The organism is Rhizobium sp. USDA 4016, from assembly GCF_056279705.1.
On the sequence record NZ_JBWCCY010000004.1, the window covers coordinates 2,210,138 to 2,234,870 of the forward strand.

Annotated in this window: 30 protein-coding genes, 1 tRNA gene and 2 pseudogenes; 18 read left to right on the forward strand and 15 right to left on the reverse strand. The window is 59.6% G+C overall.

Annotation, left to right across the window (positions count from 1 at the left end):
- Window positions 1-193 precede the first annotated feature (193 nt).
- The 4 genes from ACZ9DP_RS26230 to ACZ9DP_RS26245 are packed head-to-tail and all read left to right on the forward strand — an operon-like array spanning window position 194 to window position 1,791.
- Entirely contained in the window at window positions 194-493 is a 300-nt protein-coding gene (locus tag ACZ9DP_RS26230; protein WP_476204025.1) for a hypothetical protein, read from the forward strand.
- Window positions 494-498: 5 nt separating this feature from the next.
- Window positions 499-729 carry a hypothetical protein gene (locus ACZ9DP_RS26235; RefSeq protein ID WP_476204026.1) on the forward strand — a complete coding sequence of 77 codons (231 nt, stop codon included), beginning with the start codon at window positions 499-501 and terminating at the stop codon, window positions 727-729.
- A complete protein-coding gene (locus tag ACZ9DP_RS26240; RefSeq protein ID WP_476204027.1) occupies window positions 675-1,010 on the forward strand; it encodes a hypothetical protein in 336 nt (111 codons plus the stop codon). Before ACZ9DP_RS26235 ends, ACZ9DP_RS26240 begins: the two co-directional genes overlap by 55 nt.
- Window positions 1,011-1,065: 55 nt before the next feature.
- On the forward strand, window positions 1,066-1,791 hold the full coding sequence (locus ACZ9DP_RS26245; protein WP_476204028.1) for a hypothetical protein: 726 nt from the start codon (window positions 1,066-1,068) through the stop codon (window positions 1,789-1,791).
- Between the two features lie 234 nt (window positions 1,792-2,025).
- On the opposite strand, the gene ACZ9DP_RS26250 is transcribed toward ACZ9DP_RS26245, so the two are convergent.
- Window positions 2,026-2,322 (reverse strand): hypothetical protein, encoded by a 297-nt coding sequence (locus ACZ9DP_RS26250; RefSeq protein ID WP_074067707.1) that lies wholly within the window; start codon window positions 2,320-2,322, stop codon window positions 2,026-2,028.
- Between the two features lie 117 nt (window positions 2,323-2,439).
- Here ACZ9DP_RS26250 and ACZ9DP_RS26255 point away from each other — a divergent pair.
- From ACZ9DP_RS26255 to ACZ9DP_RS26265, 3 genes are all read left to right on the forward strand, one after another.
- Window positions 2,440-2,514, forward strand: a tRNA-Asn gene (locus ACZ9DP_RS26255).
- 473 nt (window positions 2,515-2,987) lie between these two features.
- Window positions 2,988-3,368: a hypothetical protein gene (locus tag ACZ9DP_RS26260; RefSeq protein ID WP_239599040.1), complete on the forward strand. Its 381-nt coding sequence runs from the start codon at window positions 2,988-2,990 to the stop codon at window positions 3,366-3,368.
- Window positions 3,369-3,502: 134 nt separating this feature from the next.
- On the forward strand, window positions 3,503-3,736 hold the full coding sequence (locus ACZ9DP_RS26265; protein WP_194729530.1) for a DUF6429 family protein: 234 nt from the start codon (window positions 3,503-3,505) through the stop codon (window positions 3,734-3,736).
- Here the strand turns inward: ACZ9DP_RS26265 and ACZ9DP_RS26270 are convergent.
- The 9 genes and pseudogenes from ACZ9DP_RS26270 to ACZ9DP_RS26310 form a co-directional block, all read right to left on the reverse strand.
- Window positions 3,717-3,854 (reverse strand): annotated as a pseudogene (locus ACZ9DP_RS26270) (transposase domain-containing protein); the annotation flags it as partial. The gene ACZ9DP_RS26265 and the pseudogene ACZ9DP_RS26270 overlap by 20 nt on opposite strands.
- A 114-nt stretch (window positions 3,855-3,968) precedes the next feature.
- On the reverse strand, window positions 3,969-4,970 hold the full coding sequence (locus ACZ9DP_RS26275) for a tyrosine-type recombinase/integrase (RefSeq protein WP_476203219.1): 1,002 nt from the start codon (window positions 4,968-4,970) through the stop codon (window positions 3,969-3,971).
- On the reverse strand, window positions 4,967-5,890 hold the full coding sequence (locus tag ACZ9DP_RS26280) for a tyrosine-type recombinase/integrase (protein ID WP_476203220.1): 924 nt from the start codon (window positions 5,888-5,890) through the stop codon (window positions 4,967-4,969). Before ACZ9DP_RS26280 ends, ACZ9DP_RS26275 begins: the two co-directional genes overlap by 4 nt.
- Complete coding sequence (locus ACZ9DP_RS26285; RefSeq protein WP_476203221.1) at window positions 5,887-7,128, reverse strand: site-specific integrase; 1,242 nt, start codon at window positions 7,126-7,128, stop codon at window positions 5,887-5,889. The genes ACZ9DP_RS26280 and ACZ9DP_RS26285 overlap by 4 nt, the downstream gene beginning before the upstream one ends.
- 161 nt (window positions 7,129-7,289) lie before the next feature.
- On the reverse strand, window positions 7,290-7,520 hold the full coding sequence (locus ACZ9DP_RS26290) for a hypothetical protein (protein WP_476204029.1): 231 nt from the start codon (window positions 7,518-7,520) through the stop codon (window positions 7,290-7,292).
- Window positions 7,521-7,569: 49 nt separating this feature from the next.
- Window positions 7,570-7,875 (reverse strand): hypothetical protein, encoded by a 306-nt coding sequence (locus tag ACZ9DP_RS26295; RefSeq protein WP_476204030.1) that lies wholly within the window; start codon window positions 7,873-7,875, stop codon window positions 7,570-7,572.
- A complete protein-coding gene (locus ACZ9DP_RS26300; RefSeq protein ID WP_476205482.1) occupies window positions 7,850-8,434 on the reverse strand; it encodes a Fic family protein in 585 nt (194 codons plus the stop codon). The genes ACZ9DP_RS26295 and ACZ9DP_RS26300 overlap by 26 nt, the downstream gene beginning before the upstream one ends.
- 57 nt (window positions 8,435-8,491) lie before the next feature.
- Window positions 8,492-8,685 (reverse strand): annotated as a pseudogene (locus ACZ9DP_RS26305) (DUF4172 domain-containing protein); the annotation flags it as partial.
- Between the two features lie 428 nt (window positions 8,686-9,113).
- Window positions 9,114-9,950, reverse strand: coding sequence for an SDR family NAD(P)-dependent oxidoreductase (locus ACZ9DP_RS26310; RefSeq protein WP_476204031.1), 837 nt, complete (start codon window positions 9,948-9,950; stop codon window positions 9,114-9,116).
- Here ACZ9DP_RS26310 and ACZ9DP_RS26315 point away from each other — a divergent pair.
- The 6 genes from ACZ9DP_RS26315 (at window position 9,949) to ACZ9DP_RS26340 (ending at window position 14,086) form a co-directional block, all read left to right on the forward strand.
- Window positions 9,949-10,158, forward strand: coding sequence for a hypothetical protein (locus tag ACZ9DP_RS26315; protein WP_194729527.1), 210 nt, complete (start codon window positions 9,949-9,951; stop codon window positions 10,156-10,158). The genes ACZ9DP_RS26310 and ACZ9DP_RS26315 overlap by 2 nt on opposite strands.
- Before the next feature lie 104 nt (window positions 10,159-10,262).
- On the forward strand, window positions 10,263-11,303 hold the full coding sequence (locus tag ACZ9DP_RS26320) for a cysteine synthase A (RefSeq protein WP_194729526.1): 1,041 nt from the start codon (window positions 10,263-10,265) through the stop codon (window positions 11,301-11,303).
- A 5-nt stretch (window positions 11,304-11,308) separates the two neighbouring features.
- Window positions 11,309-12,046 (forward strand): alanyl-tRNA editing protein, encoded by a 738-nt coding sequence (locus tag ACZ9DP_RS26325; RefSeq protein ID WP_194729525.1) that lies wholly within the window; start codon window positions 11,309-11,311, stop codon window positions 12,044-12,046.
- 21 nt (window positions 12,047-12,067) lie between these two features.
- Window positions 12,068-12,937, forward strand: coding sequence for a 3-mercaptopyruvate sulfurtransferase (sseA, locus tag ACZ9DP_RS26330; protein ID WP_476204033.1), 870 nt, complete (start codon window positions 12,068-12,070; stop codon window positions 12,935-12,937).
- Between the two features lie 8 nt (window positions 12,938-12,945).
- Complete coding sequence (locus tag ACZ9DP_RS26335; RefSeq protein ID WP_074067688.1) at window positions 12,946-13,506, forward strand: GNAT family N-acetyltransferase; 561 nt, start codon at window positions 12,946-12,948, stop codon at window positions 13,504-13,506.
- A 70-nt stretch (window positions 13,507-13,576) separates the two neighbouring features.
- Window positions 13,577-14,086 (forward strand): DUF1203 domain-containing protein, encoded by a 510-nt coding sequence (locus ACZ9DP_RS26340; RefSeq protein WP_476204034.1) that lies wholly within the window; start codon window positions 13,577-13,579, stop codon window positions 14,084-14,086.
- Window positions 14,087-14,102: 16 nt separating this feature from the next.
- Here ACZ9DP_RS26340 and ald read toward each other — a convergent pair whose 3' ends face one another.
- On the reverse strand, window positions 14,103-15,221 hold the full coding sequence (gene ald, locus ACZ9DP_RS26345; protein ID WP_476204035.1) for an alanine dehydrogenase: 1,119 nt from the start codon (window positions 15,219-15,221) through the stop codon (window positions 14,103-14,105).
- A gap of 159 nt (window positions 15,222-15,380) precedes the next feature.
- Here ald and ACZ9DP_RS26350 point away from each other — a divergent pair, with 159 nt between their 5' ends.
- The 4 genes from ACZ9DP_RS26350 (at window position 15,381) to ACZ9DP_RS26365 (ending at window position 19,307) form a co-directional block, all read left to right on the forward strand.
- Window positions 15,381-15,842: an Lrp/AsnC family transcriptional regulator gene (locus tag ACZ9DP_RS26350; protein WP_022718321.1), complete on the forward strand. Its 462-nt coding sequence runs from the start codon at window positions 15,381-15,383 to the stop codon at window positions 15,840-15,842.
- Window positions 15,843-15,914: 72 nt separating this feature from the next.
- Window positions 15,915-16,796 (forward strand): DMT family transporter, encoded by an 882-nt coding sequence (locus ACZ9DP_RS26355; protein ID WP_476204036.1) that lies wholly within the window; start codon window positions 15,915-15,917, stop codon window positions 16,794-16,796.
- A gap of 90 nt (window positions 16,797-16,886) precedes the next feature.
- Window positions 16,887-17,219 carry a PilZ domain-containing protein gene (locus ACZ9DP_RS26360; protein ID WP_239599056.1) on the forward strand — a complete coding sequence of 111 codons (333 nt, stop codon included), beginning with the start codon at window positions 16,887-16,889 and terminating at the stop codon, window positions 17,217-17,219.
- Window positions 17,220-17,318: 99 nt separating this feature from the next.
- A complete protein-coding gene (locus tag ACZ9DP_RS26365) occupies window positions 17,319-19,307 on the forward strand; it encodes a bifunctional 2',3'-cyclic-nucleotide 2'-phosphodiesterase/3'-nucleotidase (protein ID WP_476204037.1) in 1,989 nt (662 codons plus the stop codon).
- Window positions 19,308-19,343: 36 nt separating this feature from the next.
- Here ACZ9DP_RS26365 and ACZ9DP_RS26370 read toward each other — a convergent pair whose 3' ends face one another.
- On the reverse strand, window positions 19,344-20,312 hold the full coding sequence (locus ACZ9DP_RS26370) for a LysR family transcriptional regulator (RefSeq protein ID WP_476204038.1): 969 nt from the start codon (window positions 20,310-20,312) through the stop codon (window positions 19,344-19,346).
- Between the two features lie 139 nt (window positions 20,313-20,451).
- Between ACZ9DP_RS26370 and ACZ9DP_RS26375 the strand changes: the two genes are divergently transcribed.
- Window positions 20,452-21,066: an FMN-dependent NADH-azoreductase gene (locus ACZ9DP_RS26375; RefSeq protein WP_194729517.1), complete on the forward strand. Its 615-nt coding sequence runs from the start codon at window positions 20,452-20,454 to the stop codon at window positions 21,064-21,066.
- Window positions 21,067-21,663: 597 nt separating this feature from the next.
- Here the strand turns inward: ACZ9DP_RS26375 and ACZ9DP_RS26380 are convergent.
- From ACZ9DP_RS26380 to ilvA, 3 genes are all read right to left on the reverse strand, one after another.
- A complete protein-coding gene (locus ACZ9DP_RS26380) occupies window positions 21,664-22,932 on the reverse strand; it encodes a GGDEF domain-containing protein (protein WP_476204039.1) in 1,269 nt (422 codons plus the stop codon).
- Window positions 22,933-23,075: 143 nt separating this feature from the next.
- On the reverse strand, window positions 23,076-23,402 hold the full coding sequence (locus tag ACZ9DP_RS26385) for an HlyU family transcriptional regulator (RefSeq protein WP_476204040.1): 327 nt from the start codon (window positions 23,400-23,402) through the stop codon (window positions 23,076-23,078).
- Window positions 23,403-23,439: 37 nt separating this feature from the next.
- Window positions 23,440-24,696: a threonine ammonia-lyase gene (gene ilvA / locus ACZ9DP_RS26390; RefSeq protein ID WP_476204041.1), complete on the reverse strand. Its 1,257-nt coding sequence runs from the start codon at window positions 24,694-24,696 to the stop codon at window positions 23,440-23,442.
- Between the last annotated feature and the right edge of the window lie 37 nt (window positions 24,697-24,733).

Here is a 24,733-nt window from a genome sequence, read left to right on the forward strand (position 1 = left end):
CGCAGCTGTTCTCAGGTGGCAATCTGGACTTGAACCGTTCCGCCACACCAAAACGAGGTGTGGTAATGCGTCCCCGTTTCAGCCCCTCGGTTCCGTCTTCAGCGGCAGGAGCTTTGAACGATTTTTTTCCACAGTCTGCTGGCAAGACGTGCGCACTCGGCATGCTGCAGCGTCGATCGCGAAGGCGCCTTACATGCATTCCACGCTCGCCAGTATTCAACACACCGGCCGCGGTGGCGGACGTATCCAAACCATCGATCTAACGAACGTATCGGAAGAACAGCTCAATGCACACGAACCCATCTTTGGCCCGCGTGCCACCGGCAGCGGAGATGATGAGGGCTATAGCCGCACGCCGGTTGATTGGTTCGAGATGGGCGAAAGCTGGTCGCCACGGCTTGAGATCTACGTGGGAGGCCCGCGCCAGATGCAAGGCATGGGACCGGATGGCAAGTACAGGGCCCTGCTGATCACGGCCAATGAACTGAAATAGCGGCCATGGTCGAGCTCGGGGCATCCTGGGATTGGCCGGAGAACCAGCCGCATATCTCCATCCGGATCGGCTTGAAGGTCGCTGCCCTCATACGTGAGCACGGCAAGCCTGATTTTGTGGTGCTGGAGGAGCAATCCCTCGCCAAGATCGGCAACACCAGCGCCGACGCACTCATTTATCCATGGGTGGCGACCACGGCCATTGTCTCGACGATCGCCAATTTCGGCGTTCCCTAGGGCACGCTCCCCCTGGCACTTGGCGCAAGGCGCTCTACGGCCAGACCTTCAAGCCGCCGCTGGACAACAAGGGCAAGAAGGACTGGAAGAGCGCCGCCGTCTCCGAATGCGAGCGCATCGGCATCCAGCTCCCTCCGCAGAAGACGCTCGCTCACAATGCGGCCGAAGCCTGCGCGCTGGCGATTTGCTGGGGCGTTCGTGAGATGAAGGTCCACGCTGGCCGGTATCAAGAGCCTCTGATGGCGCTGCGCATGCAGAGGAATGAAAGGGCGGCGGCATGACGGTCACTGCTTCCAAATACGCCAGAGCGGAAAACGATCTCTACCAGACAGAGCCGTGGGTACGCCGAACCCATGGGACGGCGTCACGCTTAAGCGACGAAAGAAAAACACCAAGGGCCATGTGGATCGCGAAGCTGTCTATGCCTTCGCCAATGGTGCGATCGAGAAAGGGCGCGGGGAATTGGCGGCAGCCGCGGTGCTGGCATTCGAGTGGCTTATGCGGCCATCCTCGATCGGCGCTGGCTATGCGCCCTGGACCGGCTATCGGGCATCCGACCATCCAGACAAGATTCGCCTGAAGCACCGAAAGACGGATGAGCTGGCGCTTCACCCGCTCGAATATATCGAAATCGATGAAGACACGGGGGATGAATCCGTTATCCCGCTGTACGAGGAAGCCGAGAAGGTTCTCGCCAAAACGCCACGCTACGGGACGTCGATCGTCTGCAAGAAGAACGGGCAGCTATTCGGGGATGGCACATTCCTCGCACGCGAGGTTCGCGAGATGGCGGACAAGCTCCGGGACGAAGGAAAGCTAGATGCACCGTCCTTCAGCCTGGACAAGTGCAGGCATGGCGGCATGACGGAATTGGAGGAGAGCGGCCTCACCGAAGGACAGGGCCGAGTGCTGTCAAAGCACAAGACCTCGGCGGCCTATCGTGGCTATGCGAAGGAGACGGAAAAGCGCGTCTTGGAAGCCACAAAAAAGCGTTTCGGCCATTCTGAACAGCCGAAAAATCTGAATGAAAACAATGGTCGGAAAACGAAGAAAAACGCCTGAAATGATGGCGCTTATTCAGAACGGTCATTGATTTTATTGGATGTGCTAGGGATTTGCAGTCCTCTGCGTCACCACTCCGCCACGAGGCCTCACAGGTTCAAGTAATCGAACCGTGGCGAGCGTTTAGAACCATCCTAGAAAAATCGCAAGAGGCCATTTCTAAAAAATGTCCCCGGCAACTTCTGAACGGTGTTCCGAACCGTTCTTCACACGCTCTTTTCCTTGGCTGCTCCATCAGCCTGCGGACGTGTTCCGTCTGTGCCACCAGATGGAGAATCGGCGGCGCCATCTGCGGGCGAACGGGAGGTCGTGCGAGAGAACGATGAAGCCGAGCGGTATCATCCAGAAGCCGAGAACAGGCAGAAAGCCCAGGAGACCGCAGAAGATCAGCAGGACGCCTATGAACACACGGGCAATCCGCGAGCGCGGCAGAGGGATGTGCAGGGAACCGAGAACGAGCTTTCCCGTTGTATGATCGATGCCGAAGCGCTTTTCGCGCGTGTTTGTGCTATTGTCTGTCCCGTCAGTCATGCACAGGAGATGGGAACAAACGCTGCAAATGCAAGCGGATGTCATTTTTTTGAAAAAACTGCTTGGCAAATCGAACAAGCATTTGTATTAGCCCACTCACGCCGCGCCAAGCGGTGATCCCTGGTAGCTCAGCGGTAGAGCATTCGACTGTTAATCGACAGGTCGCCGGTTCGAATCCGGCCCGGGGAGCCAGATTTCCAACCTAAGTGGTTGATGCTATTGCAGGAGTCGGTTCTTGATTGAATCGGCTCCTCATTTTATTCCTACTACTTATTTCCTGTTGGTGATTAAACTCCTGCTGTTGGCTCCGATTTTGTGCAGGAATATATCTCGCACGGCCTTCACAAACGTGGCGAGCACCTTGCAGCAGGACTTTATATCGGCCTTCCTGTCGCTTCCTACGCCGGCTCAGAAGGCTCGAAGGACTATCCGCGGTATCTGAGGGTTTGAAGCGCCTCAAGACCTATATGTCGAACACCAAAAGACGCGTTTATAGGCCTACGTTGCCCGAGAACTGCATCGCATAATCTTAAAAGTCGCCGGCATTCGCGCCGACGGCCTGCCAATACATCGTCATCAGCGTTCGTCATTTAGCCCTTAAAAGTATCGTTGCAACCAACCTCGGTGCGACGCGTTCCTTCACGTGCGAAATCCGAGGATCAGTCATGAAACCCATCCTTTCCATTGCAGCCGTTGCCTTGGCATTGACTGCCGGCGCGAGCTTTGCCCAGCAGCCCACCGACACGCCACGGCCGCCAGACAACGCAACAGCGGCGCCTGAATCCACTCCGCCCGGTCAGCAAGCAGCTCCCTCAGATGAGGATCGTCCTCGTCTTGGTTGGCGCAGGGGACGAATGCGTGATCGTCCGCCGCCTCCTCCCCCATCAAAGGCCGCGCATTTTCACATCCAGGATGGAGACGTTGAAATCGACATCAAGTGTGCCGATGACGAACCGACAAAGGTTTGCGCCGACCTTCTCTTGCAGATGCTGGACAGATTGGAAGGGGCATCATCGTCCAGAGGCGATCGTGATGATTACCGGTAGGAGCCGATCTCAGGGTCTGCCCGATATCATTGGCCATCGATATTTCCTTTGCGACAGCGGAAAAAGCCGGCTCCTTAGTACGCATACGCTGAAGGCCGTATGATATTGGGTCGCGGGCATGTTATCATCGAGGCATGGACATCGATGAGGACAAGATCGACGACGCTGTCCTTGCACTACTATGGCTGACGCTGCATGACGGGCGTCGGGCGTGGAAGAGTTTTGATTGGAATGCAACAGATCGCTTATTCAAGAAGGGCCTGATCGGCGATCCGGCGAACAAAACGAAGTCATTGATCTTGACGGACGAAGGGCTCCAGCGCTCGGAGGAGCTCTTTCGGGCGTTGTTTACGCGGCCGCCGCGATAGCAGCGTTTTTCGCTTTCCAGTTCCGAAGCTCGTCAATCTTGCTGACCGGATGATCGGCGATGCGGGCGAGCACGTCGGCGAGCCAAGCTTACGGATCGATGTCGTTGAGCTTTGCTGTTTATGCCGACCGTCGAACTATGCCGAGCACCTCTTCCAACATACCAGTTGAAACGCGCTTCTCTCGCCGTTTCGGTTGGAGACTTGTCATTGATACTCGGCATAGTTCTCATGCTCAGAGGGCATTCAGGAATTCCAGAAGCCAGTCGTTTGGTCGAAATCGCTCGGCCTTGGCGCGTTCGTACGGCTTCAGCTTTGCGAGCGCGGATTCCTTTAGTTCAAGATGTGCATGAAGATAGGTCAGCGTCGTTTCCATCGCCTCATGGCCCAGCCACAGGGCAATGACCGAGCAATCGACGCCCGCCTGTAGCAACTCCATGGCAGCGCTGTGCCGCAAGACATGGGGCGATACCCGCTTTGAGCGAAGGGAGACGCAGTGCTCGCGCGCTTTGGCGACATATTTGTTCAGAAGTGCCTGCACGCCGTCGGCGCTGAGCCTGCCACCGTGCATATTCGGAAAGAGAGCCGTTGCGCCTCGCTTCCTTGGTTCCTTGAGCCAACGCCGGAGGGCTTGCTGTGCAACCTTTGTGAGCGGCGTACTTCGCTCTTTACGGCCCTTGCCGACGCATTGCACATGCGCACCCTGGGCGAGCATTACGGAGTCTCGGTCAAGATCGATGATCTCCGAGACCCGCAGCCCCGTTTGCGCAGCCAGCAATAGCAGAGTGTAATCGCGGCGTCCCAGCCACGTGCTTCGATCCGTGCAGTCCAGGATCGCTTCAATCTCGAGCCTGGTTAGAAACTGAAGCTGCCGCTTGTCACATCGCTTGCTGGGGATCGCGAGCACCCGCTGAATGTGGGCGCTATGTGCCGGCTCCTCGAACGCCGCATATCGGAAGAAAGATCGGATGGCTGTGAGGCGGAGATTCCGGGTCCTCACCGAGGCGGATCTCTTCGTCTCAAGATCCTCCAGGAATGCGCCGATGAAAGGAGCGTCCAAATCGCGCAGTGTCAACTGAGATGGGGATCTCCCAAGGCGCGTCTGTGCGAACGCAAACAGGAGCCTGAAGGTGTCGCGATAGGAGGCAATGGTGTTGGAACTTACACCTCGATGCTTCATGAGCCGATCTGTGAACCACCGCTCGATCAGCACGGCCAGGTCGTTTGTGCGTCTCATGACCGAACCTCCCAGCGCTTATCCAATCGCCGTACGGCATGGTTCATCAGTTCCGGCGCGGCGGACAGGTACCAGTAGGTGTCGCGAACATTGGCATGGCCGAGGAAGGTCGAGAGAACCGGCAGCTCGCGTTCCACATCTTCGCCAGCGCGATGCCAGTTGATCAGGGTCTGGACGGCGAAACGGTGACGAAGATCATGAATCCGTGGGCCATCGCGATTCCCCTCCTGCCGTAATCCGATTTGCCGGGATAGTCGCCAGAACACGCGATGCACGTATTGATGCAGCAATCTGCCGCCCTGTTCGGCGACGAAGAAATAGGGACTGCGCGGCGTACCAAGGTGTGCATCGCGTCGGGCGGCATAGTCTGAAAGGACACCGATTGTTGTGGCATGCAGCGGGACCAGCCGTGACTTGCCGAACTTTGTCTCTCGGATAGTGAGGACGCCCTGGTCGAGATCGACGTCGGCCCGGAGCAGGCCGAGCGCTTCGGAATGGCGCAGTCCGGCCACCGCTATCAGTCCGAACAGGCAGTGATATGTCCAGCGTCGAAGGGCACCGGCCGGCGGCAGCGAAAGTGCTGCCGCCAGAAGCGCCTGAATCTCGATCTCGCTATAGATGTAGGGCTTTGTCCGCCGTGCCGGCGGCACAGCGTCGCTTGGTGGCACTTCCGTCAGAGGATCGAAATGAGTGAGGTGCTGGGCAAAGCAGCGCACATCAGCCAGGCGGATGGACCAACTCGGCTGTCGGCCCATCAACGTCACCCATTCCATTGCCAGGTCAGTCGTGATGGTATCGGCGCCGCGGGCTTCCATGAAGGTGACGAATGCCGCCAACCGTCGTGCCGGACCGTCGTATTTGTATCCCAACCCTTGGCGCATGCCGACATAGCGCTTGAGCGCAGTGCGAAGCCGGCTCATTGGAGACCTCCCGGCCAGGGTAGGCTCAGTTCACGCAGCTTCTCAATATCGAGCTTGGCATAGATCCTTGTACTGTCGATGCTTCGATGGCGGAGCAGTTGGCCGATCTCGGCAAAGCTGGCGCCCGACCGCAAAAGGTCGGTCGCGAGGCTGTGGCGGAAAAGGTGGGCACCGTGATGCGCATAGCCGTCAATGCCTGCCCGTTCGAGTGCTTGCTTCGCGATCATCGTGATGGCGCAGCCGGAGGCAAAACCCACGTGCGGCGCAAGTGTTCGCAAGAAAACGCGCCGACACGCTGAAGCGGGCCGCCCATGCCGGATATAAGCCACGATAGCTGTTCCGACGTCGTGACGTAGCGGCATAATCGCTTGCCGCCGCCCCTTACCGTGCACGAGAATCGTGCCCGACTGCCAGTCGATATCGTCAAGATTGAGGGTGGCAACTTCGCTGGCGCGCAAACCGAGCTTGGCCAGGAGCATCAGAACCGCATAGTCCCGATAACCCATTGCCGTCGTTCGATCACAGGCATCGAGAACCTTCTGGACCTTCTCTGGCGGCAGGAATGTTGGAAGGCCGGCAAGTCGCCAGCGGCGGATGGACGGCACGCAATCGGCCAACGCCGTCGAAATGAAGCCCTTCAAATGCAAGTAGCGCAGGAAGGCACGTACCACCACGCACAGGGCTTTGCCACTGTCGGCGGAGCCATCGAGCGCATGTCGCTCGACATAACCGATGACGATCTCCGGGGTGAGCGCTGCAAACCCATCTACGCCGGCAGGACAGACCTCCCGCAGAAATCGATGTGACAGCAGCTTGTGGCTTCTCACCGTCGAGACGGCGAGCCCTCTCTCATTCGACAGATATGCCGCGAATACATCGACAATCTGCTCGTGCTCTGTGCGCTCAACCGGGAGGGCGGCTGGTATTAAGCCCTCTTGCCGTAGAGCAGAAAGCAAGCGTCGGAGCGCCGATCGGTCGCCTGTGTCGGGACTCCAGTGTTTGAAACGATGCTCAAGAAAACGATCGACATGAACTTCGCTTAAATCCTGCGGATCATGTCCATTGCCAACATGCCAGTCCATCAGGTCTCGAAACAGGCTCAGCGAGCGCCAGGTGCATTGCCGACCCAAGCCTTCGTTCGACATTTTGGCGGCGTAAACGCGCGCAAACTCCCGATATGGACCGTAGACTAGCTTCCGATACAGTGCGCTGCGCTTCAAATAGTCACTTGCGTTCATGTGTCCTCTCCTTCGCGTCAATTGCGACGGAGAGACCCTACGCTATGCCTATTCGGCTACCGCTATGTTACAGAAAACGTTGGCAAAAACTTGATTAATCGGCATAGTTCGACGGTCGGCATAAACGGCCTTATGCCGCGCGCGGCATAAGGCCGTGATGCTCAGCGTCGCGATGAAGGCGGCGCGGTCCGCACCCGTGCCGCAAGCAGCAGCGAGCCGATGCCGGCGCGCGCGAGAGTGGAAAGTTTTGGCAGGTTGCGTTCGGCATCAGAACCGGTACCGGGTTTCAGGTCATGTGGTGCCGCTAGCGGCTGGCGTCCGGTTCCGTCGGAGATCCAATACCATCCTTGCGCGACCTTCATTGCCATGCGAACAAGACGGAATAACCACATTGCCTGTGTGCTTCGAGATAGCCTACAATCCTCGGAGCCTTCCGGGACTTCAAGCCCCACCGATCTCTGCCAGCGAATAGCTCGTGCTGCGGCCTCCGCCCTCATCTTTCACCAGGATGCTGCGCGTCACAAGGTCATTGATGTCGCGGAGCGCGGTATCCGGCGACGTCTTCGTCAACACCGCCCATTTCGAGGAGGTCAGCTTGCCGTCGAAACCATCCAGCAAGCGATTGATGACTTTACGCTGGCGTTCGCTGATCGTCTCTCCTGCAATCGCCTCCCAAAAACGCGCCTTGCGAAGCACATTCGCAAGAATCTGCTCGGCACCGTCAAAAGCACGATCGAGACATGTCAAAAACCCACTGCAGCCATTCGGTGATATCGACGTCACCCTTCTGGGTTCTCTCCAGAATGGCATAATAGTCCGTTCGCTCCAGATGGATTTGAGCGGACATGCTGTAGAAACGCTGCTGATTGCTCTCGGATCGAGCAAGCGCCATATCGGCGATGGCACGCGCGATGCGACCATTGCCATCATCAAAGGGATGGATCGTCACGAACCACAGATGGGCGATCGCAGCCTTCAGAACTGGGTCGAGCCGCAGGTCGCTGTTAAACCAGTCGAGGAAGGCCGCCATCTCGTTCAACAGTCGCTCGGCTGCCGGTGCCTCGTAGTGGACCTTCTCCCTGCCAACCGGCCCGGACACCACCTGCATCGGTCCTGAAGCTTCGCAGCGCCATGCACCGACGACAATCTTCGTCATGCCGCTGCGGCCTGTAGGAAAAAGGGCGGCGTGCCATGCGAAGAGACGTTCGTCGGAAAGACGGCCCTGATAATTCTGAGTGGCGTCAAGCATCATTTCGACGACACCCTCGACGTTACGATCAACGGGAGCAAGTGCGCCGATATCCATGCCGAGACGCCGTGCGATCGAGGAGCGAACCTGCTCCTTGTCGAGGGTCTCGCCTTCGATCTCGCTGGATTTCAGGACGTCTTCGGTCAGGGTCTGGAGAACCGCTTCGGCGCGCAGGTCAAAGCCAAGTGCCTCCATCCGACCAAACAGACGCCTTGCCGATGGCGAACAGCCGCAAGCTGGCCTGCAAGCGCATCGGTGTTCCAATAAAACTTGGGCCAATCTTCTCGCTGGTGGATATACGTCGCCATTCTCCGCACCTCTGGCGGTGAAAATGGCAACTATTCTCCGCAAAGGCAAGTTCAATCACCGCAAAAACTGCGGATATTAATGCCGCCAATCACCGCATTCAGTCGAGAGCATCCGCAAAGATCGCCGATTCTACGCTACGGTCAGGTCTTTGTCCGAATCTTACCCTTCTTCCGGGCAAGGGCGACAGCGCGCGCTTTAAGAAAAGGTTTCGGACAACGGTAAGCGCGAATCCAATCGGCCCGGTCACGGTCTCGCTCTGCACCAGAGGCATCAATCTAGGGTAGTAGGAGAATAACGAATCGACGACACAAAGTCGCAGTTTCGTTCGGCACGGGGAGCCAGATTTCATCAGTATCAACTGATCAATTGAATGAGCCGGTTCTTCGTGAACCGGCTCGCAGGCTTGCGCTGAGACACGTTACCCCAATCACTCCGCAGGATGCGGTGTCGCCGGATGGTGGCCGGACGAAGGGGGCGGATGCTTCCACCAGCGCGCCGAACGATTCACCAGCCGGAAGTAGAGGCCGTAGGGCATCAGCCGGAGGAGTTTCAGCATATAGGTGAAGCGCTTCGGAAAACTGACTTCGAAGCGACTGGATTTGAGGCCTGCCGCAATCTGCTCGGCGGCTTCAGCAGGCGACACGAGCGGCGGCATCGGGAAGCTGTTCTCGAGGCCTGCCGGCATATCGGCAAAGCCGGGGCAGATGATCTGGATGCGGATGCCCATCTTGTCGAGATCGAATTTCAGGCTTTCGGCCATGTTGATCAGCGCCGCCTCGGTGGCGCCATAGGCCGCGCTCGTGGGCAGGCCGCGATAGCCGGCGGCGGAAGAAACGATGGCGATCTGCCCCTGCCCCTTGGCCTTCATGTGCCGGATGGCAGGCAGGAGGCAATTGACGACACCGCAGAGGTTGACGGCGAAGCTTTTCTCGAAATCCGCCCGGTTCAATTCCTCGGCATGCACAGGCTGGTAAATGCCGGTATTGAAGATCGCCAGGGCGAGCGCGCCGTGCTCGTATTCGATCGAGGCGAGCACATGCTCCATATCCTCGGGATCGGTCACGTCGCCATCGAGAACGACGATGCTGCCGGAAAGGCCGCTTGCTTCGGTCTGAAGTTCGGCCAGCTCTTCATGATTGCCCGCGGTGACGGCGACTTTGTATCCCTCGCCTGCCAGTTTCAGCGCCAATGCCCGTCCGATGCCTGAATTCGCGCCGGAAATCCAGGCGATGCCATGTTCGGGACGGGCGATGAAATCACGCATGATTGACTTCCTCCAGACTGCCGATTCAGCACAAAACCAGGACCGGAAGTTTCTCGCTGCCTCCCGGATTCATGCCTCTATCACGCTATTGTGGCTCATTTCAGCCGATCGGGCCGCCGATGATCCCGTCGAGGGTTTTGGTGTGCTTGAGGCGGGCAGCCCGACGCAAATTGCAAGTCACGCGGGATTTTTGAAAGCGGAAGTCTAATTTTATCGTCGCAGGCGGGGCCATGGAATAGCATTTCTTGCCAACCCAGCCTTGTGAAGGGAAAAGACCGTTCCTAAACTACCAGTTCCACAGAGGCAGATTCCATGACCTTCCACCCATCCGTCATCGAGGCGATCGGCAACACTCCGCTCATCAAGCTCAAGGGCGCATCCGAAGCGACCGGCTGCACCATCCTCGGCAAGGCGGAGTTCCTGAACCCCGGCCAGTCGGTGAAGGACCGCGCCGCGCTCTACATCATCCGCGATGCCGAGAAGAAGGGGCTGCTGAGGCCGGGCGGCGTGATTGTCGAGGGCACTGCCGGCAATACCGGCATCGGGCTGGCGGTCGTCGCCAACGCGCTCGGCTACCGCACGGTGATCGTCATCCCGGAAACGCAGAGCCAGGAGAAGAAAGACGCGCTGAAGTTGCTCGGCGCCGAACTCGTCGAAGTGCCTGCCGTGCCTTACAAGAACCCCAACAACTATGTGAAGGTTTCCGGTCGCCTGGCAGAACAGCTGGCGAAGTCCGATCCGAACGGCGCCATCTGGGCGAACCAGTTCGACAATGTCGCGAACCGCCAGGCGCACATCGAGACCACGGCCGCGGAAATCTGGAAGGATACCGACGGCAAGGTCGACGGTTTCGTCAGCGCCGTCGGCTCGGGAGGCACGCTTGCGGGCGTCGCGGCCGGCCTCAAGGCGTTCCGCAACGACGTCAAGATCGGCATCGCCGATCCTGAGGGGGCAGCACTTTACGAGTTCTACAAGAACGGTGAATTGAAATCCTCCGGCTCCTCGATCACCGAGGGCATCGGCCAGGGCCGCATCACGGCCAATCTCGAAGGCTTCACGCCGGATTTCGCCTATCAGATTTCCGACGCCGAAGCGCTGCCCTATGTCTTCGATCTCGTCGAACACGAAGGGCTCTGCCTCGGCGGTTCGACGGGAATCAATATTGCCGGTGCGGTACGTCTTGCGAAGGATCTTGGCCCGGGTCACACCGTGGTGACGATCCTTTGCGACTACGGCAACCGCTACCAGTCAAAGCTTTTCAACCCCGATTTCCTGACCTCAAAGGGCCTGCCCGTTCCCACGTGGCTGACCACGTCGCAGGACATAAAGATACCTTACGAACCAGCAGCGTGAGACCCATGCCAGTCAATGCCCTCTATCGTGACGATTTCTATCTATCGACATGCGAGGCGGTGGTCACCGCCATCCACGAAGGCGGGGGCATCGAGCTGGATCAGACCTGCTTTTATGCAGCGTCCGGCGGCCAACCGGGCGATACCGGTTTTCTCGAGCGCGCCGACGGTTCGAAGATCGAACTTGGCCCGACGAAGCACGGGGCGACCAAGGATATCGTCGTCCACGTCCCGTCTGCGGGCCAGCCGCAGCCGGTAATCGGCGAAAGGCTCGTCCTGCATGTCGACTGGCCGCGCCGCTACCGGCTGATGCGCATGCACACAGCCTGCCACCTGCTTTCGGTCGTCTGTTCCTATCCGATCACGGGTGCCGCTGTTGGCGAGGACGAGAGCCGCATCGATTTCGACATGAGCGAGACGATCGACAAGGACGAGGTGACGGCGAAGATGATGGAACTCGTCGCCCAGAACTACCCGGTCTATGTGCAGTGGATCACCGACGAGGAGCTGGCTGCGAACCCCGGCATCGTGAAATCGAAGAACGTGCGCCCGCCGATGGGACTTGGCCGCGTCAGCCTCGTCTGCATCGGCGAAAACTCGGCGATTGACAGCCAGCCCTGCGGCGGCACACATGTCTCCGAAACGCAGGAAGTCGGTCAGGTCCACATTGCCAAGATCGAGAAGAAGGGTAAGGAGAACCGCCGCTTCCGCATCCGCTTCGGCGTACCCGGCAACGAAGCCTAAGACAATCAGGGAGAGATCAGAATGAGCGAAGAGAAGAGCCGTTTCGTCGTCTCGGCCGATTGGCTGCAGGGCGAGCTCGGAAAGCCGGACCTGCGCGTGCTGGATGCCTCCTTCTATCTCCCGGCGCAGAATCGCGACGCGGACGCCGAATATGCAAGTGGCCATATTCCGGGCGCGATCCGCTTCGACCAAGACAAGATCGCGGATCATTCCACCGGGCTGCCGCATACCATCCCCTCGCCGGATTATTTCGCCGAAGAAGCCGGCAAGCTCGGCATCAGCGAGACGGACCGTATCGTCGTCTATGATGGTATCGGCATGTTCGCCTCGCCGCGCGTCTGGTGGCTCTTCCGCGTCATGGGCGCGAAAAACGTCTTCGTTCTCGACGGCGGACTCGACGGCTGGAAGGCGGAGGGCCGACCGCTGAGAACGGATGTCCCGAACTATAAGCCGACGACCTTCAAGACGAATTATGATGCAGGCCGTGTCGTTTCCCTCGAAACCATGCGAGACATCGTTTCCAGCGGCGCGCTGCAGATCGCCGATGCGCGCAGTGCAGGACGTTTCGCCGCCACCGAGCCGGAGCCGCGGGCCGGCATGCGCTCCGGCCATATGCCCGGCGCCCGCAGCCTGCCCTCCGGCGTTTTTGCCAATCAGGGCCGTTTCAAATCGCTGCCGGAGCTGAAGCAGACCATCGAGGGTGCCGGGATCGACCTTTCGAAACCGGTCGTCACCTCCTGCGGCTCGGGGATTACGGCCGCGATCATCACGCTGGCGCTCGAATCGATCGGCCATACCGACAACAAGCTCTATGACGGCTCGTGGAGCGAGTGGGGCAGCCGCGACGATACCCCGGTGGTGACCGGCCCGCCCGACCCGATCAAGGTCTGAGACGCACCATGGCGAAGTCCCCCTCCTCGCTCACGGCGCATATCACCCGGCTGGAAATGACGGCGCCGCCCAAGGCAAGCCTACCGGTGCCGGTCAACATCCAGACGGCGATCATGCGTGCGCCGGGCATTCCGCTGCCGTTCTACCGCTATCTCTACCGCCAGGTCGGCGCCCGCTGGCAATGGGTGGACCGGCTGCGGATGAGCGACGAGGTGCTTACGGAAACTCTGCACGACAAGCGCAACAATATCAGCGTGCTCTATGTCAACGGCGCGCCTGCCGGCTTCTACGAGTATTTCTGCGAGGACGAGGATACGATCGAACTTTGCCATTTCGGCCTGATCGAGCACGCGCTCGGCCTCGGCATCGGCAAGTGGTTCCTGCTGCAGGCGCTCTACGCGATCTGGACGCTGAACCCAACGCGCGTCACGACAACGACCAACAACCTCGACCATCCGCGCGCCCTACAGCTCTATCAGATGTTCGGCTTCTCTCCCGTCTCAACCGGCACCGGCATCGTCCGGCCGCTCAGCGACAAGGAACTGCTGGAGATTGCCAGGAAGAGCTGAGCCGGCAGGAATCGGGTGGTTTGACCGGCTCTAAAAGCGCATTTCATGGCAATCACTAAGGAGATTTGCCATGTCAGCCATCCGTTTTTCCGCCATGCCGACCGCCGATGCCGAGCACCTTTGGACCGGCGGCCGCGATGGCTATGACAATCTGCCGGAAACGATGGTTTCCGATGGACCGGGGCATCCCTGCCGTCATTGCCTGAAGAATATCGATGCCGGCGACTTGCTTCTTGTTTTCGCCTACCGCCCGTTTCCGGAATTGCAGCCCTATGCCGAGACCGGCCCGATCTTCCTGCACAAGAAGCGGTGCGAGCGTTATAAAGCGGAGGAAGAGCTGCCGCCGGTGCTGAAGACGAGCCGGGACTTTATCGTGCGCGGCTATGGCGAGAACAATCGAATTGTCTATGGCACCGGGGCCGTCACCGCGACCACCGATATTCCGGGCTATGCCGAAGAGCTGCTGAAGCGCCCGGAGATCGCATACGTGCATGTGCGCTCGGCGCGCAACAATTGCTTCCAGTGCCGGATCGACAAGCAAAAAGCGCCGGCCTTCAGCGAGACCAGCGCCTTCATCTAACGCAGCGTGATGGGAATTACGCTACGTTCAATACGCTTTCCGCTGCGTGGGCTTCATAACCCAGCGCGTCGGCGACCGGCTTGTTGGTGATGCGGCCTCTGTGGACGTTAAGACCGTTGCGCAGATGCTTGTCCTCAGCGATGGCGCGCAGGCCGCGGTCGGCAAGCGCCAGGCCATGGACGAGCGTTGCGTTGTTCAGCGCATGCGCGGAGGTGACAGGAACCGCACCCGGCATGTTGGCGACGCAGTAGTGCACCACGCCTTCGACCTCGTAGGTCGGCTCGGAATGCGTCGTCGCATGCGAGGTTTCGAAGCAGCCGCCCTGGTCGATCGCGACATCGACGATGACTGAGCCATTCTTCATGCCGGACAGCATTTCGCGGGTGACGAGCTTTGGTGCGGCCGCACCAGGAATGAGCACGGCGCCGATGACGAGATCGGCGGTGAAGACCTCTTCCTCCAGTGCCTGGATACTGGAATAACGCGTGTGGATGCGCCCGCCGAAAATGTCGTCGAGCTGGCGCAGGCGCGGCAGCGACTTGTCGAGGATACTGACATCGGCGCCCAGGCCGGCTGCCATCTTGGCCGCATGCAGGCCAACGACGCCGCCGCCGATGATTGCGACCTTGGCCGGCAGCACGCCGGGAACGCCGCCGAGCAAGATGCCGAGGCCGCCATTGGCCTTTTGAAGCGCCGTGGCCCCCGCCTGGATCGACAGGCGTCCCGCGACTTCAGACATCGGGGCAAGCAGCGGCAGACCGCCGCGCTCGTCGGTAACGGTTTCATAGGCGATCGCGGTGACGCCGGACGCGAGCAGGCCCCTGGTCTGCTCTGGATCGGGCGCGAGGTGGAGATAGGTATAGAGAAGTTGGCCGTCGCGAAGCTGCACCCATTCCGAGGGCTGCGGCTCCTTGACCTTCACGACCATGTCGCACTTCTCGAAGATATCCTTGGCCGAGGCGGCGATCCTCGCGCCAGCGGCGATATAGGAGGCGTCATCGGCACCGATGCCGGCGCCTGCCTTTGTCTCGACCCAGACGTCATGGCCATGGGCGACATATTCACGAACCGAAGCAGGTGTCAGGCCGACACGATATTCATGATTCTTGATTTCCTTCGGGCAACCGACACGCATCTAAGCGTTCCTCTCATTTTATGTCCGCTTGGGCGGAGCGTTTTGGATGACCCAGATCCAAACACCGGAGGCGCGAAATGTCCTTGCAAAGAGCATTTGCCTAAGAACTATTTTTCGAGGATTATTGCGAAAACGACCCTCTTTTCGAAGGTTCTTCGAATGTCTGAACTCGATACTATCGATCGTGCGATTCTGAAGGCGCTTCAGGCGAACGCCCGCATCACCAATGCCGATCTTGCGAACAAGGTGGGCCTTTCGGCTTCCGCCTGTTCCAGACGGCTCGACATTCTTGAGAAGAGCGGCGTCATCGGCGGCTATCACGCGCGCCTTTCACACAAGGCACTGGACTACAAGATGATCGCCATCGTGCACATCTCGCTCTCCGGCCAGTTTGCGAAGACCCTTGCGGAATTCGAGGCGGCGGTAAAGCGCTGCCCGAACGTGCTCGTCTGCTACCTAATGTCGGGCGAGTACGACTACATTCTGCGTGTCGCCGCACGCGACCTGGAAGACTACGAGCGCATACACCGCGACTGGCTCTCCGCCCTGCCCCACGTCGTCAAGATCAATTCCAGCTTCGCGCTCCGGGAAATCATCGACAGGCCGAATGTCGGGCTTTGAGGCCTTGCAAAGCGGCATGAATCCTGGCCTAGCTTCAGTCGTATGCGGGCCTCTCCCGCCTTACGGCAAGGCATGAAATCCAAGACGCAAGGCTATACTTTCGTCCTTCTGGCGATCACCATCTTTTCCGTGCAGGACGGCATCTCGAAGCATCTGGCGAGCACCTATCCGCCGGTTTTCGTGACGATGATCCGCTACTGGGCCTTTGCAATTTTCACGATCCTGCTCGCGTCGAGAATGCGCGGCGGCCTGAAGGCGACCGTGCGCACGAACCGGCCGTTGCTTCAGGTCACGCGTGGCGTGCTGCTTGCCGCGCAGGTCGTGCTGGCGATCACCTGTTTCGCGATCATCGGACTTGCGCGCACCCAGGCGATCTTTGCCGGCACTCCGATCCTGATCGCCCTCCTTTCCGTGCCGCTGCTCGGCGAGCGCGTCGGGTGGCGCCGCTGGACGGCAATCTGCGCGGGGCTCGCCGGTGTTCTTTTGATCTTGAAGCCAGAAAGCGGCTTTTTTGATCCGAAGCTGCTGCTTGCGGTCTTGGGCTGCTTCCTCTTCGCCTTCTACGTCATCGCCACTCGCCTCGTCAGCCGTGACGATTCTTCGATGACGAGCTTCTTCTATACCGGCGTCGCGGGCGGCATAACGATAACACTCATCGGTCCTTTCTATTGGACCCCGATGTCGGCCAGTGACTGGGGCTGGATGGCGCTTCTCTGCCTAACCGGCATCTCAAGCCACTATTTCCTGATCCGCGCCTATGACATGCTCGATGCCGCGGCCGTTCAGCCGCTTACGTATCTGCAGCTCGTCTACGCCTCGATCATCGGCGTCGTCATCTTTGACGAAGCCCTGAGCCTCAACACGATCGCCGGCTCGGTGATCGTCGTGGCTGCCGGCATTTTCACCATCTGGCGTGAGCATGTGGTGGCGCGCAGCGGCGCTGTGCGGAGATAGAACCCATCTCGTAATTTAGCGGTTTCTATAAAAGGATTTTTCAATATTTTCGCGATACAGTGCGCCAAGTATTCTATTGAGGGCTGCATAATGCGTAATCTGAATATCATTACTCGCAGGGCCGAACGCAAGTATTGCCGCATTTTCGGTAAGGTTCGCTATCTCAATAACGAAGTAGACGCCCGCATCCTCAATCTCTCGATAACGGGCGCTGCGGTGGAAATTCGAACGCCGCTTTATGCCGCATCGGGCAGCCGCGTACAAATCCTAGCGGAAGATCTTGGAACGCTGCACGGCATAATCCGGTGGAGCCACAATGGGCGCCTCGGTATCCAGTTCGACCCGAACTCCAACGCCCAGGCTCAGGTCGCATCCTACTTCCGCTTCTTCCACAAGGATGTGAAGCCGGTGTTAACGCGATAACATCCAAAGCCGGTTTGTCATTTTCCAGATGCACTGCCGTGCAAATCATCCTAGGCTCGCCGCCGGTTGAGCCATGGGTCATTTGCGAAGGAGTGTTCAATGTCTTCCATTCTTGATTTGCACCCGATTACCCGCCGGTCATTACTTGGCGGCATTGCCGCGACGTCGGCGCTTGTTCTGCTCCACCCCTTCACAGCGCGCGCGGCCGCCAATCAAGCGCATCTGCGGCTCATGGAAACCACAGACATCCATGTCAACGTTTTCCCATACGACTACTATGCCGACAAGCCGAACGACACGATGGGTCTGGCGCGCACCGCGACGATCATCGATAACATTCGCGCCGAAGCGGCCAACTCGCTGCTGATCGACAATGGTGACCTGCTGCAGGGCAATCCGATGGGCGATTACATGGCCTATCAACACGGCATGAAAGATGGCGACGTCCACCCGGTCATCAAGGCGATGAACACGCTTGGCTATACTGTCGGCACGCTCGGAAACCACGAGTTCAACTACGGCCTCGATTTCATGTTCAAGGTGCTTGGCGGCGCGAATTTCCCGTTCGTCTGCGCCAACCTGACGAAGGGCCAGCTCGCCTCCGATCCGAAGAAGGACGATCTCTTCTTCAAGCCCTACGTGATCGTCGAAAAGCAGATCAAGGACGGCGCAGGCAACGAGAGCCCGGTCAAGATCGGCTTCATCGGCTTCGTGCCGCCGCAGATCATGCTCTGGGACATCAAGAACCTCGAAGGCAAGGCGCAGACACGCGACATCGTCGAGGCCGCCAAGGCCTGGGTTCCGGCGATGAAGGAGGAAGGCGCCGATATCGTCATCGCGCTTTCCCACTCCGGCATCGACGGCTCCGCCCCCTCCGAGAAGATGGAGAATGCCTCGCTGCATCTTGCCGCCGTGGACGGCATCGATGCGATCTTCACCGGCCATCAGCACCTTGTCTTCCCCGGCCCGAAGAGTTGGGACGGGATTGCCAACGCCGATCCAGTGAAAGGCACGCTGCATGGCAAGCCGACGGTCATGGCCGGATTTTGGGGCTCGCATCTTGGCCTCATCGACCTGCTTCTGGAAAAGAACGGCAAGAGCTGGACGATCGTCGATTTCACCGCCGAGGCTCGGCCGATCTATCACCGCGACGACAAGAAGAAGGTCGTTGCCGACGTCGGCGACAAGAAGGACGTGATCGAAGCCGCAAAGGCTGAGCATGAGGCGACGCTCGCCTATGTCCGCACCCCGGTCGGCAAGACGTCGGCGCCGCTCTATTCCTACTTCGCCCTCGTTGCCGACGATCCCTCCGTGCAGATCGTCAGTCAGGCGCAGACCTGGTACATCAAGCAGATGCTGGCTGATACCGAATTTAAGGATCTGCCCGTCCTTTCGGCCGCTGCTCCTTTCAAGGCAGGCGGCCGCGGCGGCGCGGATTACTATACCGACGTTCCGGCGGGCGATGTCGCGATCAAGAATGTCGCCGACCTCTACCTCTATCCGAACACCGTGCAGGCAGTGGTCGTTACCGGCGAGCAGGTGAAGAACTGGCTGGAAATGTCGGCCGGCATGTTCAACGAGGTGAAGCCCGGTGCAACGGATGCGGAATTGCTCAACGGTGATTTCCCGTCCTACAACTTCGATGTCATCGACGGTGTAACCTACCAGATCGACCTTTCGCAGCCGCGCAAATACGACAATGACGGCAAGGCGATCAATGAAAGCTCGAACCGCATCCAGAATCTGCAGTTCGACGGCAAGCCGATCGACCTCAAGCAGAAGTTCGTCGTGGTCACCAACAACTACCGTGCGGGCGGCGGCGGCAAGTTCCCGGAGATCGCAGCCGACAAGGTCGTCTTCCAGGCTCCGGACACCAACCGCGACGTGATCGTCCGCTTCGTTCATGATCAGGGCACGATCAATCCGTCCGCCGACGGCAACTGGACCTTCAAGCCGCTGCCGGGCACGAGCGCCGTCTTCCAGAGCGGGCCGAAGGCCAAGCAATTCCTGGCCGACGTCAAGAGTGTCAAGCTGGAGGATGCCGGCGAGGGCGTGGACGGATTTGCAAAGTTCAGGCTGGTTCTCTAGCCGATGTGAAAGCCAGGCGAGGCGGCAGCGCCTCGCCTATTCCGCTGCAAGCGGCATTTCCGGTCCGCGAATCTCGCTCAGCGCCGCCGTGAAATCGGCGTGGTTAGGGCATTGGGACAGCCTGGTGCGAAATGCATCGATCATCCATGCCGCAGCTGGGCCTGGCGGATTGGCGAGGCGGCGCATGGCATAGATCGGATACTCGCCTTGCTCATATGCCTCAAGGTCGAGATGAACGAGTGCGCCGCTCATCAGGTCGTCACGGATGATAGATGCAGGCAGGCCGCCCCAGCCGAGGCCGCCGCGGATCAACGCGTGCTTGGTCGCGATGTCGCTGACACGCCAGGTCTTGTAAGAAAGCACGTTGAAATCGCGGCCTTTCGTCAGCCCGGACGCATCGGTGACGACGAGCTGTACTTCCTCTCGAACATCGCCAAGCGTCAACGGCCGACCTATCTGCGCTAACGGATGATTGCGCGAGGCCACCGGCATCATGAAGGAATGGCCGATCTTTTCCATCAGCATCGAGTCGTCCGGCTTCAGGACGGCTCCGCCGATGCCGATCGTCGCCTTGCCGCTCAGGACGGTCTCCATGACCATGCCAAGCTCGCCGACCGTGAGATTGAGCGCAACGGACGGAAATTGCTCACGGAACTCCCGCAGCACGTCCACCGTTGCCGGAGACGGCACCATGACGCTGATCGCCACAGAGACCTCCGCTTCCAATCCTTCCTTCAGCCCTTTGACGCGGGCGCGCATCACCTGCAGATCGGTCAGCAGGCGGCGCGCATCTTCGAGCATGGCCTTGCCCGCATCCGTGAGCTTCGGCTGGCGGGCGCCGGAACGCTCAAAAAGCGGCATCTCGAGCTGTGCCTCGAGGTTCGCGATCGTGTAGCTGATCACCGACTGCGCGCGGTTGAGCGCGCGCGAGGCGGCGGAGAAGCTGCCGGTTTCTGCCACGGTAAGGAACACCTGCAGCTGATCCAATGTCGGGTTGGGAAGCATCTTCCATCCAATCTATCGATAATTTCGATCGACATTATCCCAGTTTTTTCGATAGCCGGCCAGTCCTATTTTTCCTCTGAAGGCGGCTCGAACCTCCCAAGCGAGCTCGCAGCACCCCAATTCGAGAGGAAATTCAACTATGTCGTCCATCCTGCTCCTGACATCCAGCCCGCGCGCTGAATCGCTTTCGACCACCATTGCCACCGATCTCGCCGGCAAGCTTCAGGCCCAGAAGCCGGGCAGCGTCATCGTCCGCCGCGACCTCGCCGCCAATCCGCTACCGCACATCGATGACCTGTTTACCGCCGCAATCCGCAAGCCTGCCGAAGACCGCACGGCGCAGGAAGCCGAAGCCGTGAAGACCTCCGACGCGCTCATCGACGAGCTGCTCGCCGCCGACACCATCGTCATCGGCACAGGCCTCATCAACTTCAATATCTATTCATCGCTGAAGACCTGGATCGACAACGTCGCCCGCGCCGGCCGCACCTTCAAGTACACCGAAAGCGGCCCGGTCGGGCTTGCAACCGGCAAGAAGGTCTATGTCGTGCTGGCCTCCGGCGGCGTCTACTCGCAGGGTCCTGCCGCCGGCATGAACCATGCCGTTCCGTATCTGAAGTCGGTTCTGGGCTTCCTCGGCGTCACCGACATCGAAACCGTCTATGTCGAAGGCCTCGCTTTCGGTCCGGAAGCTGCGGAAAAGGCGATCAGCGCCGCCAAGGCCCGCGCCGAAGAGATCGCTCTCGCCGCCTAACCGCTTAACATCGCCCCCAGAAGCGGCCGGCTCTGTCCGGCCGCTTTTTGTTTCCGCTGCGCCATACCCGACGAGTCTGACGCTTGACATCCTGTCCGGAACACCTCTTCCGGCCCGTTGCGGACGTTGCAGTTGCTCGGTTTGAATGGCGCGAGGATAGTGCGTTGGCGGCCCTCGTCACTACTGATCAGTTGGGTGCGCCTGATGTCGAGCATGAGCGACGCGGCCGCGTGCGTCTCGAGCAGGAGGTGGCCTGCGTCGAAAACGTGAGCTTCCATCCTGGGCATCGTCCGCACCCACGACAGAATCTCAGCGAGGTCGAAGAATGCGTCGTGCGTTCCCCAGGGCATGAGGGAGGGCGGCTGCCAGCGCACGAGATATTCGGCGATAACGTCGAACCGGGCGACATAGTTCGCATAGTCTGCAATGGGCGGCGCAACGGGCCGATAGCCACTGCGCCCAGGGCAGCACTTGTCCCGCAGACACAGAACTGCCGCTCGGGCGCGATCCAGAAGTAAACGTTCTTCCGCTCATTGCCCATTGCATTTGTCGCAGCTTAGTTGGTCGGGCGAGCAGGCTCCGGAACCAAGCGTCAGATTAGCTGACTTTGACTAAGCCCGTACGGCCGAAGACGCAATTCCGGCCATTCTTCTTTGCCCGGTAGAGCCGGTCATCTGCAGTCGAGAGAACGGTCATGAAGCTCACGCCATCTTCGTCGGCGGTCGCAACGCCGATGCTGACGGTGACGGGTCTTGCATCTGGTGTCCTGACGCTTGTCGCGATCGTCCATCGGAGCCGTTCTGCGACCAACAAGCCCTCCTCGTGGTCCGTGCCCGGGCAAATTGCAACGAATTCTTCGCCACCAAAGCGGAACACCCTGTCTGCAGAACGCAGGATCATCACCAGCCGGGCGGCGATCGACTTCAGAACCTCATCACCCTGCAGATGGCCGAAGTTGTCGTTGACGTCCTTGAAGTGGTCGGCATCGATGATGATGACGGTTGTAAACTGCCCTTGCCGCATGGCTTCCCGCATCATGACCGGTGCTTCGAGCTCCATACGCGAGCGGTCGTAGACGCCCGTCAGAATGTCCCTGCCGGTCCGCTCCAGAAGATCGTTGTACCGCTCGCGGAATGTCAGGTCGCCGAACAGACCGCTGAGCGAGCGTGCTGCCGCCGGAACGCCGTTTCGATGAATATAAAGCCGGTAGAAGGCAAAGAGCGCGGTATAGATGCAGACCGCGAACATCTTTGCCCTCCAGCCGTCCCAGAAGGCTGCAAGCGGTACGTCGAGAAAATAGTGCAAGGCGCCGAAGAAGCCGATCTGGTCGAAGGTCAGAAGTGCGAAGCCGCACAGCATGAAACGAAGGATCACCTTACGCTTCATCCAATGACCAAGGCGTTCGTACAGCAGAATGATACCGAGCGCGTCGAGGTAGAGCAGCGCCGTACCCCAGACCATCAGCCAGCCCATCTCCTTCAGGAAGCTGAAATCGGCGGCATTGCCGGGTGAAATCTCGACGGTTTCATGCAGTTGCAGAACCCACGCGATCGCGACGGTCAGGAGATTGCCGAGGAACAGGCCGTAGATCGGCTGCCGGACCGTCGAAGCATCCTCCTCCAGGTAGAGCATCAGGATCATCATCAGCTTGCCGGCGAAGAAGACCGACGATCCGGGCGAGGCGACACCGAAAGGCAGCGACACGTAGAATACGGCGGCGAGATAGGTTTCCATGAAATGCATGACGCCGAGCGCCGTCATGAAAACGCCAAGGCCCAGCCCGTGGCGGAAATGCAGCAGGCTCACCATCAGCGCGAAGTAGCCGACGGCTTCCACCACAATGAGGCCGAGATTGACAATTGCCATCGCGCTTTCCGCTCTCCAACCGCTTCTTCATAGCGCGATACGGTTAAGAAACGGTCGCGTGACGTCAGTCAGGGTAACCCGCGGCCTCCCTGTATGGATGCCGCCGCAAAGCCGCCCCGGCGAAGGCTATGGGAAGTGAGCGGCTAGACCTGCCGCTCCTTTGCACCGTCGCCGAAAAGCGAGGGGCCGTGCTGATCGATGATCTGGTGCGCTTTGCGCACCGTGCATTCGATCGCATCGTCCGACGAGGAGAACATGTCGGCGCGGATGAAATTGCGTACCAAAACCTCGCCGCCGACCGTCTTTTCGATGCGGCCTGCCAGGCGGAACTGTCCGCCTTCCTTGCGCGGCTCAGCGTAGATGGCGCAATCGGCGTAAAGCTGCGGCTCGCCTTTCGGGCCTGCGCTCGCCTCGGCCAATTTGCCGCCACCGGAAAACATCGAGAAAATGCTGGATAAGATCGAAGCCATGTTCCGCCTTTAACACGGGCCGCTCGCGCCCGCAAAGTCAAATGATGAGGTTGGCGAGGATGTCGTTCTCGGTGATGTCCTCGAAGCCCATGCCGGCCTTTTCGAAATTCGAAATCAGGGTGGCGAAGTTCTCCGGCGCCTTGGTCTCGATGCCGATCAGAACCGAGCCGAAGTTGCGCGCCGTCTTCTTCAGGTATTCGAAGCGGGCGATGTCGTCGTCCGGCCCCAGAAGATTGAGGAAATCGCGGAGCGCGCCGGGGCGCTGCGGCAGCCGCAGGATGAAGTATTTCTTCAGCCCGGCGTAACGCATCGCGCGCTCCTTGACGTCGGGCAGCCGCTCGAAGTCGAAATTGCCGCCGGAGACAACCGCGACGATCGTCTTGTCGCGAATGGTCTGCGGATCCATCGCCGCGATCGCCGTCAAAGACAAAGCCCCTGCCGGCTCCAGCACGACGCCCTCGACATTGAGCATTTCCGAGATCGTCACGCAGATGGCGTTCTCTGGCATCAGCATGACCTGCGCGGTTGCAAAGCCTTTGAGCGCTGCGAAATTCAGGTCGCCGATGCGGGCAACGGCCGCGCCGTCGACAAAATTGTCGACCTTGGAAAGCGTCACCACTTCGCCGGCCTCGATGCTGCGTTTCAGACTCGGCGCGCCTGCCGGCTCGGTGAAGACAAAGGCGGAATTTGGGACCGAGCCCTTGAGATAGCCCGTGATGCCCGCAGCAAGCCCGCCGCCGCCGACCGGCAAGACCAGCATGTCCGGCACCCTACCCTCCGGCAGCTGCTGCATGATTTCTGCTGCGACCGTTGCCTGCCCCTCGATGATGTCCGCATGGTCGAAGGGCGGCACCATGACGCCTCCTTCCGCCTCGGCATGGTCGCGGGCGGCCTGATAGCATTGATCGAAGAAATCGCCGTAGAGCTTGATGGTGATGAATTCGGCGCCGAACATGCGCGTCTTGTCGATCTTCTGCTGCGGCGTCGTCACCGGCATGAAGACCACGCCCTGAACGCCGAAATGGCGGCAGACATAGGCAAAGCCCTGCGCATGGTTGCCCGCCGAAGCGCAGATGAAGAGGCGCTCGCCGCTCCCTTCGGCAATCGCCTTGCGGAAGAAATTAAAGGCGCCGCGGATCTTGTAAGAACGGACGGGCGACAGATCCTCCCGCTTCAGCCAGATTTCAGCACCGTAGCGCGCCGAAAGATGGTCGTTGAGCTGCAGCGGCGTTGCCGGAAAGAGGCTGCGCAGCGCCTCTTCCGCGCGATCTACATCCTGTCTTGTGACGGTCATCGGTCCATTCCTGTCTCAAGACTTCGCTATGGCACAG